This window comes from Butyrivibrio sp. AE3006 (assembly GCF_000424165.1).
Classification (GTDB): Bacteria; Bacillota; Clostridia; order Lachnospirales; family Lachnospiraceae; genus Butyrivibrio.
In genome coordinates, this window is the sequence record NZ_AUJJ01000011.1 from 24,130 (window position 1) to 38,987 (window position 14,858).

Below are 14,858 nucleotides of genomic sequence, written 5' to 3' on the forward strand. Positions count from 1 at the left end.
CGTGTAGTTAAAAAATAAAAGTCTATTTATATTATTCTATCACAAAAGCGGACCAAAATATCAGCCAAGTTACTTAGGAAGTTTGATTTCAGGCTCGTCCTTAAAAGGTTTGTAAAGCACGATCTTACGACCGATAACCTGAACAAGAGTTGATCTTGTTCTGTCAGCAACTGTTCTTGCAACTTCATTTACATCATCAAGGCAGTTTTTCTGAACTGTGCCTTTAATGAGCTCCTTTGTGTTGAAGCACTCAGCTACAGAATCAGTAACTTCAGGTGTAATTGAAGCCTTGCCTATAGAAAAAACAGGCTCGATATTCTGAGCAAGTCCTTTTAAATATGCGCGCTGTTTACTCGTTAAATTCATCATCTACCTCCGTTTCGGTATTTGTATCAGCATTCTTGTAATAGTCGAAGCTATAACCATACATTCTGACTGTATCGCCTTCCTGTATTCCAAGAGCTTCAAGCTGATCTAATATTCCTGTTTCTACGAGGAAATTCTGGAAGAAAGCAAAGCCCTTCTCAGAATCAAGGTTGGTATAACCAAGCATCTTCTCAATCTTAGGACCTTCGATGACATATTCCTTCTCATCTGAATCGTAAGTAACAGAGAATGCTTCAGCCTCCTCTTTAAGTTCTACTTCAGGATCGTATTCGCTTTCGAATACAACTGTTGTATCGCCAATCTTATCAAGCTCAGTACTTATATAATACAAAAGCTCATTAATGCCCTTCCCTGTAAGGGTTGATGTAGCGAATACCTTTACTCCCAAAGGTTCATATTTATCTCTAAGCTTCCCTATGATCTCACTGTCTTCTCCATCAGGGAGCATATCAATCTTATTTGCTGCAATGACCTGCACCTTCTTTGTGATATCGGCGTTATATTTGGAAAGCTCATTATTAATTGCTTCAATGTCTTCAAAAGGATCTCTGCCCTCTGTTCCGGCTACATCTACAACATGGATCATCATCCTTGTTCTCTCAATGTGGCGAAGGAACTCATGACCAAGTCCTGCACCTTCTGCAGCGCCTTCGATAAGTCCGGGGATATCAGCAACTACGAATCCCTTAGCATCATTAAGGCTGACTACACCAAGCATAGGAGTAAGAGTTGTGAAATGATAGTTCGCAACTTTAGGTCTTGCATTAGATACCTTTGTAAGGAAAGTTGATTTACCAACATTAGGAAATCCAACAAGTCCTACATCAGCAATCATCTTAAGCTCAAGTAAAATCTCAAGCTCTTTAGCAGGCTGACCTGGCTGTGCATAACGAGGAGCCTGCATAGTGCTGGTAGCATAATGCATGTTACCGTTACCGCCTTTGCCGCCCTTAAGAAGCACAAACTCCTTGGTATCCTTTGACATGTCTACAATTACTTTTCCGCTGGCAGCATCCTTAATAACAGTGCCTTCAGGTACTTTGATAACGATATCCTTACCCTGTTTACCGTGACATCTTCTCTTTCCGCCGTCTTCACCATTCTCAGCCTTGTATTTACCGCCGAAATGGAAATCAGAAAGTGTATTCACACCGGGATCAACGACAACGATTACATCGCCGCCCTTACCGCCGTCACCACCGTCGGGGCCACCGTTTGCTACGAACTTCTCTCTTCTGAAAGAGATATGACCGTCGCCGCCCTTACCGCTTCTGACAAATATTCTTGCTCTATCTACAAATGCAGGCATATTCTCTCCTAAATAAAATGTTAATCTCAATATTTGAGACAAAGCGCCAATGCGCATCAATAAAGTAAAAAATAGCTCCAAACATAAAATGTTTGGAGCCAAATAAATCGAAACTGATTACTTCTCTACAGCGTAAACGCTAGCCTGCTTCTTATCACGGCCCTTGCGCTCAAAACGAAGTACACCATCAACAAGTGCAAAAAGAGTATCATCCTTACCGATACCAACGTTTACACCGGGATGAATATGTGTGCCGCGCTGTCTGTATAAAATATTTCCAGCCTTTACGAATTGTCCGTCAGCTCTCTTTGCTCCAAGGCGCTTTGACTCAGAATCACGACCGTTTTTGGTAGATCCTACACCCTTTTTATGAGCAAAAAATTGAAGGTCCATATTCAACATGACTTACACCTCCTCGAATTTAATGTCCAAAAATTCATTACCATATTGTTTGAAAACGCCTGTAATACCGAGTTCGAAGGATTTAAGCAATAGCTCACCATCCTCTGAAAAGCCATTCTCTGACGTAACCAAGATATGACCTTCTTCGGCATTTGCATCACAGGTAAAAGCATCATCTGTAAACTTTTCGAGGGAATTAACAGTGTTAATAGTGAGCATGGAAATCGCTGCACATACAATGTCTTTCCCGTATTCGCCGGATCCTGCATGGCCGCTTAATTCAAAGCCCATGTATTCGCCGTCAGAATTTTTACGAATTACGATACTAGTCATATTTCAAACATTCTTTCCAAGATTAAAGAGAAATCTTGTCAATCTTCACGCTTGTGAAGCACTGTCTGTGACCGTTCTTCTTGTGATATCCAGTCTTAGACTTGTACTTGTAAACGATAACCTTCTTGCCCTTGCCCTGTTCCATAACAGTTGCGCTAACCTTAGCGTTTGCTACATCACCAGCAACCTTAAGAGTTGTATCATCATTTACTGCAATAACATTATCAAATGTAACTTCTTTTCCGGCTTCTACGTCAAGCTTCTCAACGCGGATTACATCGCCTTCGGAAACCTTGTACTGCTTACCACCAGTAACTATAATTGCGTACATAAGGCACCTCCTTCTTCTAAATCTCGCTAACTATGGTGGGATAAAAAAGTATCCACTTCGACCTCGTTAAGCGGCATACTGTGATATAATAACATCACAAATCTTTAAAGTCAATAGTTTCTGACAAGGATTTATACTTTTTATCTCTGGTAAATTCCATTATACCAAGCCCGGTCAGATCTATGAACCTCAAGTGATCGGGATCACCTGTCGTGATCTCTTCTATATAAGAAATGAGTTCGTTCTGAAGCTCCTTACTCTTCATAGATACAAAATCAATCAGTATCATTCCTGACAAATTCCTGAGTCTGATCTGCCGTACACATTCATCAGCAGCTTCTTTATTTAATAATAAGAAGAAATCATCTAATTTCTTTTGATTCTTACCTGAGTTTACATCAATCAGATTCAGAGTCTCCGTTTGTTCTACTATTATATAGCCGCCGGATTTAAGCCATACCTTCTTTTTGAAAAGATCATCGGTCTTACTTGTAATATTGTAATGAACCATAAGAGATATCCGCTGTTGTTCTTCATCATAGAACTCACAATCTGTATCACTATCCTTAAGCTCATCACAGATGCTTTTAATATCAGAAACTATTTTAAAAGAATCGGTATCAGTTGTTTTCAATAGATATCGCTTTGCTTCTTCTATTTCTCTGCTAAGTGTAGGACCTTTATTTATTAGAAGCTGATATTCCGTTCTGGTCTTGGCTACATCTATCAGCTTATTTAGATCTCCATCATATTCTGAGGAATGAAGCTTTATTCTGGAAGACAACCTTGCCTGTTTCGTCTTATGTTCATCAGTTCTTATCTGAACAAGTAAAATATCACCCGGTTTTATCTCTGAGGCTGAACTGACATTTCTGTTTAATACACACTCAGTAGGAATACTCTTAATTGGTAAGAATCCTATTCCGCGTTTTCCACGGCCGGCCTCAAAGCGCACAAAAAGAGCATCGATATTATTTGTCTTATTCTCTACTCTTCCTGTGTAGACATTGCCCCGTCTATCATTACCATCAAGGACCTTGAGATATTCAAGGGTCCCATCAGTAAAGCCAAGAATCGAGAGCTTGTTATGCCATTTCGTAATAACGATTTCAGACATAGATCTTACCCATTTCAGCTTTTCCGGGAGCAGCGAATGAATAGTCAAAGAGCTTATCAGGGATCATGGGCTGTACGAAATGTCCCTTCTCATCCTCTCCATCCAGATAGGTTTCTACTCTGTGGAATACAGCTGCAAATTCCTGCATCTCTTCTCCTGCAAAGCTATAAAGACTCTCTATAAAAAGAGCTGCCTTTAAGTTATTGGCACTGCCTGCAGATAATAACAGATGTATTTTGTTATCTAATATTTCATATTTAAATATCAGTGGTTTGATATCAATTGTTTTCTCGCCGTTCTTTGTTTTCTTTATGGCGGGAATTTCAGGCTGCTCCATAAACGCCTTCATTGTATCTTCTAAATCAAATTTCGGAGCTTTACCTTCTCTAAAAGAAATAAGGTATTCAGCTGCAGCCACACTCGTCATGGCATTTACGGCCTTCTCGGGGAGTGCTGTAACAGCTGTTATTACAATACCTTCATTCATTACTTCATTTAGAGCATCCATAACAGCTTCAGGTGATTCCAAGGAATTCACAGTCATATCGATATAATCACCATCTGTTGTGGAGCCAACACTTAAAGGCTGTGCAAAAGAAAGTATCTGATGAGGACTTAAGCCCTCGCTGTATTTAATGTCTATCTCAGCACGTCTTATAGCTTTTTGAACATAACGCATGACATCCAAATGTCCAAGAAAACGAATAGGACCATGCTTTGAAAATTTCAATCGTAATTTTTCCATATCAAATCCTAATTTATAATAATTTATAAAATATCAACCGGTTTAAGTTATAACAAACGATATTGTACTTATACTCCTGTTTTAGGCTGGAAGCAGATACCTACACCGTAGTTGGCACCGCCGCATCCCATACATGCCTGTCTGCAGTTGGGAGATACGATGCCCTGCTGTGAGCGCTCCCACTCTCTCCAAAGGAATTCCTTTGATACTCCGCAGCTTATCATGTCCCAGGGAAGGATCTCATCCTTTGTTCTCTCACGTTTTACATAGAACATGGGATCAAGGCCTGCTTTTTCAAGCTCTTCCATCCAGATGTTATTTTTGAAGAATTCACTCCATGCATCAAAGATGCAGCCTCTTTTGTAAACGTTATAAATAACAGTGGATAGTTTTCTGTCGCCTCTTGCAAGGATTCCTTCAAGCATGCTGGCATCTGCTTCATGCCAGTTGTACTTGATATGCTTTTGGTTAAGCTGAGACATAATGCCTTTTCTTGTAATGTTGGCCTTTTCAAGGAATTCTTCTTTTGTATTCATTGATGCCCACTGGAAAGGTGTGAAGGGCTTTGGAACAAAGAAGGATGTACTTGCTGTAATCTCAATTGTTCTGCCGTTTCTATTTTCCTTGGGAACAGTTTCAAAGTATTCAACTGCTATTTTATTGGCGATATCTCCGATTCCTTCGATATCTTCTGTAGTTTCACCGGGAAGACCAAGCATGAAGTAAAGCTTAACCTTATTCCATCCGCCAACGAAGGCTTCATGGGATCCTTTAAGAATATCTTCTTCTGTAAGTCCCTTATTTATAACATTTCTCATTCTCTGGGTGCCGGCTTCAGGGGCAAAGGTAAGTGAAGACTTTTTAACGTCCTGAACCTTACTCATTACATCAAGAGAGAATGCATCTATTCTCAGTGAAGGAAGTGAGATGTTAACCTTATGCTCATTACAATAATCGATAAGGAACTCAAGAAGTTCATTAAGCTTGGAATAATCACTGGTACTAAGTGAGCTTAATGATATCTCTTCATATCCTGTATTTTTTATAAGAGTCATTGCGTACTCTTTTAATTTCTCAACATCTCTTTCACGAAGTGGTCTGTAGAGCTGACCTGCCTGACAGAATCTGCAGCCTCTGATACAGCCTCTCATAACTTCGATTACTGCTCTGTCCTGAGTTACCTTTATAAAAGGCATAACAGGCTTCATGGGATAATAAGCATTGCTAAGATCTGTGCAAAGCTCTTTCTCAATAACAGCAGGTGCTCCGTCAAGAGGCTTTATCTCACTAACAGTACCATCCTCGTTGTAGGATATCTCATAAAGCGAAGGCACATACATTCCGGGAATCTGTGAAACTTTCTTAAGGAATTCTTTTCTTGATACACCCTCTTCTTTGCATTTCTCATAGAGATCAAACAGGTCGCGGTATCTGGTCTCACCTTCACCAATATAAAAGATATCGAAGAAATCAGCGATAGGCTCCGGATTATATGTGCAGGGACCACCACCAATTACTATGGGATCATTTTCTTCTCTGTCTTTGCTGTAAAGTGCGATGCCTGAAAGGTCAAGAACCTGAAGAATATTGGTGTAACACATCTCGTACTGCAAAGTGAATCCAAGGAAATCAAAATTCTTCACAGGGTCCTGTGATTCCAGTGCAAAAAGCGGGATATTCTTTTCTCTCATGATCTTATCAAGATCATCCCATGGAGAATAAACCCGCTCACACCATACGTCTTCATACTCGTTAAACATTCCGTATAAAATCTGAATTCCAAGATGAGACATACCAATCTCATAGACATCAGGGAAGCAGAATGCAAAACGTATTTTTACATAAGAAAGATTCTTGATAACAGAGTTAACCTCACCGCCAACGTAGCGCTCAGGTTTTCCAATGCTAAGAAGAATCTCATCTGATAAAGCTAATTTCTCGTTCAAACTACACCTCAATAATTTAATTATTAAGAAAAATCATCTCCTGGCCAGTTCGTCAGTAATCTCCTCCCAGGAAATATTTTTCTCTGACATAAGTACCATCATATGATACAAAAAATCTGCCATTTCGTAAACGAGTTCATTAGAATTTGTATTTTTTGCGGCGATAACCATCTCGGTACTCTCTTCGCCGACTTTTTTAAGAATCTTATCAAGGCCCTTCTCATAGAGGTAGTTGGTATAAGAACCTTCTCTGGGATTGACCTTTCTGTCTTTGATAACTTCAAAAACGCTGTCCAGGACTCTTTGAGGATTTTTCTCTGAAGAGTTTCTTGAAGCAATTTCGTTAAAGAAGCATGAATAACTTCCTGTGTGACATGCGGCGCCAACCTGTTTTACCTTTGCAAGAATGGTATCAAGATCGCAGTCAGCTGTAAGTTTCTTCACGTACTGGAAGTGACCGCTGGTCTCGCCCTTAAGCCAAAGTTCATTTCTGCTTCTGCTAAAATAGGTCATCTTACCGGTCTCAATTGTCTTATAAAAGGATTCCTCGGTAAAATATGCAACCATCAAAACTGCGTCAGTTCTGTAATCCTGCACAACAACGGGAACCATTCCGTCAGAATTCTTTTTAAGATCTTCCCACTTTATCTGAGGAATCATTCTGTTAACAGCCATGTCATTGTCTGCACAGAATTTCTTCATACCGCGAATCTCAGCAGAATTCTTGTTGATACCCTCCCCTGTAAGTCCTGCTGTATTTGCACCTGACATAAGTTCAAGCATCTTATCAAGTGAAATATCCGGCACGCTGAAAATTGTAGGCATGTTAAGTACGGGAGCCTGCTTAATCTGAGAACTGTTAAGAAGGATAAGCTCATCTGCAAACTTTTCAATATTCTCGGTATTCTCTGTGATTCTATCAGTCTCTGTATAGCAGATTGCAATTTTATCTTTTCCGAATTTCTCAGATACTTCCTGAAGAATTTCGATATTGCCCTGTTTTGAAAAATTAAGGCATGCTTTTTTGCAGCCGGCGTAAAGGAGCTTCTTGATATCCTCCATACGCTTTACATTACCTGCTCCATATACACTTGTTCCCACATTGGCGCAGATATCCTTGATAATATCAAGGGACTCTTCATGTTCTGCGTCGCCTTCAGATAAGTCGAAAACAATTATGGCATCACAGTCGTCATTATCATACTGCTCAGCAAGAGCAAGCGGTGTCTGCTCAAGAACTTCCTCTCCTTCGAAGCCTTTTACAGCATTTCCTTTTTTTAAAAAAATGCAGGGTATAAATCTTTTAAGCATTACATATCTCCCGGTAAATTTTATAGTAATAATCTATCAGTGTAAAACCTCAATCAAAACAGTAATTTTTATCAGGACAAGGATCCCTTTGTACTAAGAACTCCCTGAATCCTCTCATCAATCATTGTTGCTTCATCAAGAGCCTTGGCAAAAGCCTTGAACATAGCTTCAATTTTGTGGTGATCATTGATTCCGGTAATTACTCGCAGGTGCAGATTCATCATGGCACCGTAAGATACTGCATAGAAGAATTCTCTTACAAGCTGAGTATCAAATCCGCCAACCATTGGAGTCTCAAAATCAGCATTCATCACAAAATAAGGTCTTCCGCAAAGATCAATCGCAGAAAGAACCAAAGTCTCATCCATAGGAAGAATTCTTTGGCCGTATCGCTTGATATTGCTCTTATCTCCAAGTGCCTGTGCTATAGCCTGTCCAAGAACTATTCCGGTATCTTCTACGGAGTGATGTCCGTCCACATAAAGATCGCCGTCTACATTAACCGTCAGATCAAAAAGACCATGTCTTGCAAATGCACTAAGCATGTGATCAAAAAAGCCTATTCCTGTATTGATTTCAGATTTTCCAGTACCATCAAGCTCAAGCTTAACGGTAATGTCCGTTTCTCCGGTCTTTCTTGTGACTACTGCACTTCTGCTCATAAGTAATCTCCTCAAAATTTTATTTTCTTTGTATTATAAAAATCTTATTCGAATCTTACTGCAATTGAATTAGCGTGAGCTGTGAGTCCTTCATTTTTAGCAAAAAGTTCGATATCCTCGTGTACAGCTTTAAGTCCCTCTTCTGAATAAGCAATAATGCTGGTCTTCTTGATGAAATCATCCACGGACAGAGGTGAGAAAAATCTTGCTGTCTGATTTGTAGGAAGGATGTGGTTAGGTCCTGCAAAATAATCACCAAGAGGCTCTGATGAATATGCTCCAAGGAAAATTGCACCGGCATGCTTGATCTTTGGCATAACCTCGAAGGGATTCTTTGTAAGGATTTCAAGGTGTTCTGATGCAACAGCGTTTGCAGCATCAATCATATCATCCATATTATCAGCTACGAAAATATATCCGTAATTATCAAGAGACTTTCTGATGATCTCTGATCTGTCTAAAGTCTTAAGGAAACCATCGATCTCATCAGAGACCTTATTAGCAAGCTCCATGCTCGTTGTAATAAGTATAGCACTTGCCATCTCATCATGCTCAGCCTGAGATAAAAGATCTGCAGCGACATATCTGGGATTGGATGTTTCATCTGCAAGAACCAGGATTTCTGAAGGACCTGCAATTGAATCGATGGAAACATATCCAAAGCATGCTTTCTTAGCAAGAGCAACAAAGATATTGCCAGGGCCTGTTATTTTATCTACCTTTGGAACTGACTCTGTTCCAAAGCTCATAGCTGCGATAGCCTGAGCTCCGCCAACCTTATAAACCTCCGTTACACCAGCGATATCAGCTGCAACCAGTGTTCCGGGATTAACTTTACCGTCAGCTCCGGGAGGCGTACACATAACGATTCGTTCAACGCCTGCAACCTTGGCAGGAACAACGTTCATAAGAACGCTTGAAGGATACGCAGCTTTTCCGCCGGGAACATAAACACCGGAAATTTCAATCGGATAAATACGCTGTCCAAGAATTGATCCGTCTGCCTTTGTGTCAATGAAGCTTGTTCTTTTCTGCTTCTCGTGGAAGGATTTGATGTTTTCGGCACTCTTTTTCATTACTTCAATGAATTTTGAATCAAGTGCATCGTATGCTTCCTTAATCTCAGCTTCTGTAACTTTAATAGTTTCCTTTGAAAGAGCGAATTTATCGAACTTCAAAGTGTATTCAAACAATGCTTCATCTTTTTTAGTTCTGACATTCTCGATAATATCAGCAACGATTTTCTCGTATTCACCGTAATTGGAAGGGCTTCTTTGCAGCAGTTTATCAAGAAGTTCGCCTTTAGTGTTCTCGTTAAGTTCTACAATACGCATTACAAATTCTCCTTCATGTCGTTGATAAGCTTCTGAATTCTGGCCGATTCCATCTGCATGCTGACCTGATTTACGATGACTCTTGCAGATAAAGGACAAATCTCTTCAAGGACTGTAAGTCCGTTCTCTCTAAGAGTACTTCCTGTCTCAACTATATCCACAATTACATCTGACAGATTTACGATGGGACCAAGCTCTACCGAACCGTTAAGCTTTATTATGTCTACTGTCTGATTTTTTCTGTTATAAAAATAATCTCTTGCGATATTGGGATATTTACTGGCTACCCTTATCATCTCATGGTGATTTAGAAGCTCTCTGGCTGATTCCGGACCGCAGACACACATTCTGCATTTGCCAAAGCCAAGGTCAAGAACCTCGTAAACGCTTCTGTTTTCCTCCATGATGGTATCTTTACCCACAATACCGATGTCGGCTGCGCCATGCTCTACATAAGTAGGCACATCCGGTCCCTTGGCAAGGAAAAACTTAAGCTTAAGCTCTTCATTAGTAAAAATAAGCTTTCTTGTGCTTTTATCTGTAACTTCTTCGCAGTGAATACCGCATTTTTCAAGAAGCTCCATTGTGTTATTTACAAGTCTGCCCTTTCCAAGAGCAAACGTAAGATATCTGTCCTGTTTATTCATGAAAATATCCTTCTTAATCGTTAATGTGTAAGTAGTTACAATTATTTCTTGGATAAAATTACTTTCTTCCCGCTTTCACGGAGCTTTTGAGCTTCTGCCAAAGTGGCCTCAAAATCATCATCTGTAAAGCTAAGAACAACTACGCCGTCCTCATGCTCTAACTTGATATTCTGGGAATAAAGTGCTCTCATCACATCGTCCACGTTGATCATAAAGCCTATAGCCGGTGCGCTTTTTCCAAATCCCTCAAGAAGATTGTCATAGCGTCCGCCCTTGGCGATTGCATCACCAACGCCATAGGTATATGCATGGAACATAACGCCTGTGTAATAATTGAATTTACTTAACATTCCTAAGTCAAAGGATATGTATTTCTCTATTTTGTAGCTGCAAAGAACCTTATACAGCGCCTGAAGTCTCTTGATGGAATTCTGAGAACGATCATTGGTTACGATACTTCCTGCCTTTTCTAAAATAGAAGCATCGCCGATACAGGTAGATACACTCTTAATGAGCTGTCTGTATTTATCGCTGATGTTGTTCTCTTCCATAATAAGATCAGCAGCAAAAGTATTTCTGTTTGTAATCTGTTCTCTGATTTCTGCCTCAGTCTCTGCGCTTATTCCTGCCTCTTCGCAAATACCATTGTAGTAATCAGCATCGCCTATGCTTATCTGGAACTCAGTAAGTCCTACAGCCTGAAGTGACTCGACAAGTAATGCGATCATCTCAGCGTCTGCATAGATACTGTCATCATTCATAAGCTCAGCGCCGATTTCATTGTTCTCTTTAAGCTTACCCTGAAGTGAATGGGTGTTTAAAAATGTTTTACCATCATAGCAGAATCTGACCGGCTTATTATCTTCCAAGAAGTATTTGCTTACGCATCTTGCAACAGAAGGCGTAAAGTCAGGACGAAGAACCATGGTGTTGCCATCTTTATCAAAGAATTTGTACAGTTCTCTCGCACTGTTATTACTTATCTCTGTCGAATAGATATCAAAGAACTCAAAAGTAGGTGTATCTATATCCTCAAAACCGTAAGATTTCATTTTGGCGTTTATAAGGCTTCGAATGAGTATTCTGTCACTGCATTCAAGTCCATATAAATCTCTTACGCCTTCAGGAGTGTGAAGTAATTTTCGATTCATACAAGTTCCCCTCGCGCTTTACTATGGTAACGTGCTACCATGCTAATTTGTTAAACTTCACTCAGTTTATCGGAATATACTTCTTTTGTCAATCTCTATCTTCCAAATCCTTCTGCAAAAGCTCAAGATATGGAATAAATGCAGCCTGATCATCGGATATCATGTAGCCCATATCAAGCTCATCGAATCTAAAGCTCTTTCTGCCGCCTTCTTTCGCTCTGTCCCAGAAAACCTTAAGATGTCTGAAGGGCAGATAATAATACATGCCTCTAGCTGTATAGTAAATTAGAAAAAAAGCAACGCCATCCTGCTTTTCAAAATTATCCATGAAAACAACCTGATGCTCATGGATATTCTCAAGAGTAAATGTATCAACGGCACATTCCTTTGCATCAAAGCAAACAGGAATCCCCTGCACAGCGCCGATGTAATCAACGGTACTCTTTTGATCAAAGTAAGCAAGGGTGATGTGTCTTGTCTCCTTATCGATATTAATGGGAGTGATGGGCGTAGGAATTTTCTGAATTAGAGCAAGCCCATCATTTAGATATTTCTCATTTGTTCTGTTAATCATCTCCTCAAGGGTTGATCCCCTTAAGCCTCTTGAGTTCCAGGTTGGCATGTGATTTCCTTTATCTTTTTATATTCAGGTGAAAGCCCTGCTTCAAATACTTTTCCGGAAAGATTTGAAAGCTCACCGGAAAACTCGGGTAATTCAATCCTTCTTGCATGAAGAAGCTGATACTTAAGTCCTGCACAGTCCTTGAAAAACTTGTTTATACTGCTGCTTCCGTATTTCCCATCACCGATTATGGGGTGACCTGTTGATGACAGATGTGCTCTTATCTGATGAGGCTTACCTGTTATAAGACAAACAGAAAGCTCTGTGAAAACTCTGTCTCCAAGCTTATTGCCAGTTGTCTTATCGCCGCACTTTGAAGAATCTATTTTAAGATATCCGGATACTTCGTAGGAGGTCTCAATCCTGTCAGCATCCTTTAAGCGCTGTGCTTCCTTCTCATTTACAAGTCGTACCTTATTATTTTTCTCATCCTTTATGAGATACCCTGAAATATGGGCATTCTCAGTGATCTTGCCTGATACTATTGTTGAATAATATTTATGAATTGTTCTGTCCTTCAGGCCCTTAGCCATCTCTCTTGCTCCAACAAGGGACTTTGAGCAGATAACAATTCCCGAGGTATTTCTGTCCAGTCTGTTACAAACAGAAGGTCTGAAGGTAACAAGACTATCCTTACCAATGGCGCCGCTATCTAAAAGATAACCAATCAACCATTCATTAAGACTCAAATCCTTGGGCTCAGCTTTCTGAGTAAGGATTCCTGCAGGTTTATTTATCAGAAGGATATTATCATCTTCATAGATTATCTCAAGGTGTCCAAATCTCTTATAGGCCAGATCATATTCCTTAAAAACACCTGAGAGCTTATTATCATTTTCTTTTGAATCATCAGACGCGGACGCGAACTTATTGGCAAATTTATCAAAGGTCTCATCAGAAAAGAAAACGCTTATAGTGTCTCCCTTTTTCAGAACCTCTTTTCCTGTTGCCTTCTTTTTATTTAGGACAATATTCTTTTTCCTGAGCATTTTAAATAAAAAGCCCATGGTTGTACCAGTAAAATACTGGGATAAGAATTTGTCCAGCCTTTTTCCGGCTTCGTTGTCAGTAATGTTTATATCTCTCATCTAAATACCGTATTTATATTATCTATTATACACACATGTGCCATATATTAGAACTTATAAAGATATGGACAAAAGCACATGGGCACAGGTCTCAACAGTGCCTGGAACCCACGCATCCTCTATTGCCTGAGGATCAATATTCTTTGATACTCTTATCTGCTCAAGCTGATCAAGTCTTGAACAAAATGCATCCAGGTCCTTGAATACCTTTACTGTATAAGAGCTGTAGCCACTCTGAGCGATCTGATTCCTGATGTGTTTTTCGCAGTCAGCTGTATCAAGGCCTTTTACTTCCGAATAGCAGCAAACATTCTTATCAAGAACTGTTGCTGCAGAAATTCCATAATTCTCGTCATAGCTTGTCATTTCAAGCTCATATCTGATTAGGAGGCCGCCTCTGTGAGCTTCAATCTTATCATAGGCTTCTTTTGAACAACGATGTGCCATTAAATACATGATCATATTCACCGCACTAAGTCCTGCAGGTATGCAGCCAAGAGCAGCTATGATACTAAAAGCACTCTTATTGGTGTGATATATCAAAAGACCAATAAGGAAAATTGCTACGCAGGCAAGAACAGATATTGTTGTCCTGATTATTGCAAACCTTGCAGCTCCTTCTATGTATCCAAATTCCCCCTTTGGTACTCTTCCTTTAAACAACTTCATAGCCTTTAATTCTTATTCCTTTCATCTTCTGTTTTTCCTGACAGGAGCTCTAACTCTTCCTTAGTAAGCTCTCTGTAATCTCCCGGCTCTAGATCCTTATCAAGGTAAAGACCTCCCATTCTGATTCTCTTTAGGAAAACAACTTCATTTCCTATCGCAGTCAGCATTCTTTTTACCTGATGAAATCTGCCTTCATGTAATATCAAATGAAGAATCTCTTGTCCATCTCTATCTTCAATAAAAGCTTTGGCAGGCATTGTAGGCTCTTCATCACCAATATCAAGGCCTCCTTCAAGCCTTTTAATATCATCCTCAGTAATCTTATCCCTGGTATGAACTTCATACTCCTTCTCCACGTGCTTTTTGGGAGAAAGCAGCATATGCGAAAGCTTACCGTCATTTGTTATAAGTAAAAAGCCTTCAGTATCCTTATCAAGCCTTCCAACGGGAGCAAGATCTTTATCATAGCCTGTATCAATAAGGTCTATAACTGTTGTATCATGCTTATCTGTTGTTGCAGACACAACTCCCTGGGGCTTATTCAATAGATAATATCTGAATTTGGCATAACCTTCTGTGAGATTCTCGTTATCAAATATTATCTCATTTTCTTCAGGATTAACGGACATCTCAGGTCTTTTGGCAACAACGCCGTCTACCTTTACCATTCCGTTTTTTATGCATTCTTTAATTTGTTTTCTGGTTCCTATTCCGGAATCACTAAGAAATTTATCTAGTCTCATCAAAATACCTTTAAAAATCTATGAGCCGCCGTAATATCAAAATTACGGCAGCTCAAATAAA

Annotated in this window: 17 protein-coding genes; all 17 read right to left on the minus strand. The window is 39.7% G+C overall.

Going from position 1 to position 14,858, the window contains the following annotated elements; translation table 11 throughout:
- Positions 1-69: 69 nt before the first annotated feature.
- The 17 genes from yhbY to G603_RS0107455 all read right to left on the minus strand — a co-directional run bounded on the left by yhbY (position 70) and on the right by G603_RS0107455 (position 14,797).
- Positions 70-366, minus strand: coding sequence for a ribosome assembly RNA-binding protein YhbY (yhbY, locus tag G603_RS0107375; protein WP_026523578.1), 297 nt, complete (start codon positions 364-366; stop codon positions 70-72).
- Positions 350-1,696: a GTPase ObgE gene (gene obgE / locus G603_RS19630; protein ID WP_051207601.1), complete on the minus strand. Its 1,347-nt coding sequence runs from the start codon at positions 1,694-1,696 to the stop codon at positions 350-352. The genes yhbY and obgE overlap by 17 nt, the downstream gene beginning before the upstream one ends.
- Positions 1,697-1,813: 117 nt before the next feature.
- Positions 1,814-2,098, minus strand: a complete 285-nt coding sequence (rpmA, locus tag G603_RS0107385; protein WP_026490668.1) for a 50S ribosomal protein L27 — start codon at positions 2,096-2,098, stop codon at positions 1,814-1,816.
- Positions 2,099-2,101: 3 nt separating this feature from the next.
- Positions 2,102-2,431 (minus strand): ribosomal-processing cysteine protease Prp, encoded by a 330-nt coding sequence (locus G603_RS0107390; RefSeq protein ID WP_026523579.1) that lies wholly within the window; start codon positions 2,429-2,431, stop codon positions 2,102-2,104.
- 22 nt (positions 2,432-2,453) lie between these two features.
- On the minus strand, positions 2,454-2,762 hold the full coding sequence (rplU, locus tag G603_RS0107395; protein ID WP_026494637.1) for a 50S ribosomal protein L21: 309 nt from the start codon (positions 2,760-2,762) through the stop codon (positions 2,454-2,456).
- 94 nt (positions 2,763-2,856) lie between these two features.
- A complete protein-coding gene (locus tag G603_RS0107400) occupies positions 2,857-3,879 on the minus strand; it encodes a ribonuclease E/G (protein ID WP_026669811.1) in 1,023 nt (340 codons plus the stop codon).
- Positions 3,872-4,624, minus strand: a complete 753-nt coding sequence (locus tag G603_RS19635; protein ID WP_081667171.1) for a TIGR03936 family radical SAM-associated protein — start codon at positions 4,622-4,624, stop codon at positions 3,872-3,874. Before G603_RS19635 ends, G603_RS0107400 begins: the two co-directional genes overlap by 8 nt.
- 68 nt (positions 4,625-4,692) lie before the next feature.
- Positions 4,693-6,570, minus strand: coding sequence for a TIGR03960 family B12-binding radical SAM protein (locus G603_RS0107410; RefSeq protein ID WP_026669812.1), 1,878 nt, complete (start codon positions 6,568-6,570; stop codon positions 4,693-4,695).
- A 33-nt stretch (positions 6,571-6,603) separates the two neighbouring features.
- On the minus strand, positions 6,604-7,881 hold the full coding sequence (hisIE, locus tag G603_RS21930; protein ID WP_026669813.1) for a bifunctional phosphoribosyl-AMP cyclohydrolase/phosphoribosyl-ATP diphosphatase HisIE: 1,278 nt from the start codon (positions 7,879-7,881) through the stop codon (positions 6,604-6,606).
- A 71-nt stretch (positions 7,882-7,952) separates the two neighbouring features.
- Positions 7,953-8,543 carry an imidazoleglycerol-phosphate dehydratase HisB gene (hisB, locus tag G603_RS0107420; protein WP_026669814.1) on the minus strand — a complete coding sequence of 197 codons (591 nt, stop codon included), beginning with the start codon at positions 8,541-8,543 and terminating at the stop codon, positions 7,953-7,955.
- A gap of 44 nt (positions 8,544-8,587) precedes the next feature.
- Positions 8,588-9,877, minus strand: a complete 1,290-nt coding sequence (gene hisD, locus G603_RS0107425; RefSeq protein ID WP_026669815.1) for a histidinol dehydrogenase — start codon at positions 9,875-9,877, stop codon at positions 8,588-8,590.
- The gene (gene hisG / locus G603_RS0107430; protein ID WP_026494631.1) at positions 9,877-10,524 is read right to left on the minus strand and encodes an ATP phosphoribosyltransferase; all 648 of its coding nucleotides are present in this window, start codon (positions 10,522-10,524) and stop codon (positions 9,877-9,879) included. Before hisG ends, hisD begins: the two co-directional genes overlap by 1 nt.
- A gap of 41 nt (positions 10,525-10,565) precedes the next feature.
- Entirely contained in the window at positions 10,566-11,675 is a 1,110-nt protein-coding gene (gene hisZ, locus G603_RS0107435; protein WP_026669816.1) for an ATP phosphoribosyltransferase regulatory subunit, read from the minus strand.
- An 88-nt stretch (positions 11,676-11,763) separates the two neighbouring features.
- Positions 11,764-12,297 (minus strand): Holliday junction resolvase RecU, encoded by a 534-nt coding sequence (locus tag G603_RS0107440; protein WP_026669817.1) that lies wholly within the window; start codon positions 12,295-12,297, stop codon positions 11,764-11,766.
- Positions 12,270-13,385, minus strand: a complete 1,116-nt coding sequence (locus G603_RS0107445; RefSeq protein WP_026669818.1) for an RluA family pseudouridine synthase — start codon at positions 13,383-13,385, stop codon at positions 12,270-12,272. The genes G603_RS0107440 and G603_RS0107445 overlap by 28 nt, the downstream gene beginning before the upstream one ends.
- Before the next feature lie 54 nt (positions 13,386-13,439).
- Positions 13,440-14,054, minus strand: a complete 615-nt coding sequence (locus G603_RS0107450) for a hypothetical protein (RefSeq protein WP_026669819.1) — start codon at positions 14,052-14,054, stop codon at positions 13,440-13,442.
- 5 nt (positions 14,055-14,059) lie between these two features.
- On the minus strand, positions 14,060-14,797 hold the full coding sequence (locus G603_RS0107455) for a pseudouridine synthase (protein ID WP_035792456.1): 738 nt from the start codon (positions 14,795-14,797) through the stop codon (positions 14,060-14,062).
- Positions 14,798-14,858: the final 61 nt, after the last annotated feature.

Bases quoted from the DNA above. Each gene is read 5' to 3' on its own strand.
- yhbY (WP_026523578.1), bottom strand. From the start codon at position 366: ATGAATTTAACGAGTAAACAGCGCGCATATTTAAAAGGACTTGCTCAG.
- obgE (WP_051207601.1), bottom strand. From the start codon at position 1,696: ATGCCTGCATTTGTAGATAGAGCAAGAATATTTGTCAGAAGCGGTAAG.
- rpmA (WP_026490668.1), bottom strand. From the start codon at position 2,098: ATGTTGAATATGGACCTTCAATTTTTTGCTCATAAAAAGGGTGTAGGA.
- G603_RS0107390 (WP_026523579.1), bottom strand. From the start codon at position 2,431: ATGACTAGTATCGTAATTCGTAAAAATTCTGACGGCGAATACATGGGC.
- rplU (WP_026494637.1), bottom strand. From the start codon at position 2,762: ATGTACGCAATTATAGTTACTGGTGGTAAGCAGTACAAGGTTTCCGAA.
- G603_RS0107400 (WP_026669811.1), bottom strand. From the start codon at position 3,879: ATGTCTGAAATCGTTATTACGAAATGGCATAACAAGCTCTCGATTCTT.
- G603_RS19635 (WP_081667171.1), bottom strand. From the start codon at position 4,624: ATGGAAAAATTACGATTGAAATTTTCAAAGCATGGTCCTATTCGTTTT.
- hisIE (WP_026669813.1), bottom strand. From the start codon at position 7,881: ATGCTTAAAAGATTTATACCCTGCATTTTTTTAAAAAAAGGAAATGCT.
- hisB (WP_026669814.1), bottom strand. From the start codon at position 8,543: ATGAGCAGAAGTGCAGTAGTCACAAGAAAGACCGGAGAAACGGACATT.
- hisD (WP_026669815.1), bottom strand. From the start codon at position 9,877: ATGCGTATTGTAGAACTTAACGAGAACACTAAAGGCGAACTTCTTGAT.
- hisG (WP_026494631.1), bottom strand. From the start codon at position 10,524: ATGAATAAACAGGACAGATATCTTACGTTTGCTCTTGGAAAGGGCAGA.
- hisZ (WP_026669816.1), bottom strand. From the start codon at position 11,675: ATGAATCGAAAATTACTTCACACTCCTGAAGGCGTAAGAGATTTATAT.
- G603_RS0107440 (WP_026669817.1), bottom strand. From the start codon at position 12,297: ATGCCAACCTGGAACTCAAGAGGCTTAAGGGGATCAACCCTTGAGGAG.
- G603_RS0107445 (WP_026669818.1), bottom strand. From the start codon at position 13,385: ATGAGAGATATAAACATTACTGACAACGAAGCCGGAAAAAGGCTGGAC.
- G603_RS0107450 (WP_026669819.1), bottom strand. From the start codon at position 14,054: ATGAAGTTGTTTAAAGGAAGAGTACCAAAGGGGGAATTTGGATACATA.
- G603_RS0107455 (WP_035792456.1), bottom strand. From the start codon at position 14,797: ATGAGACTAGATAAATTTCTTAGTGATTCCGGAATAGGAACCAGAAAA.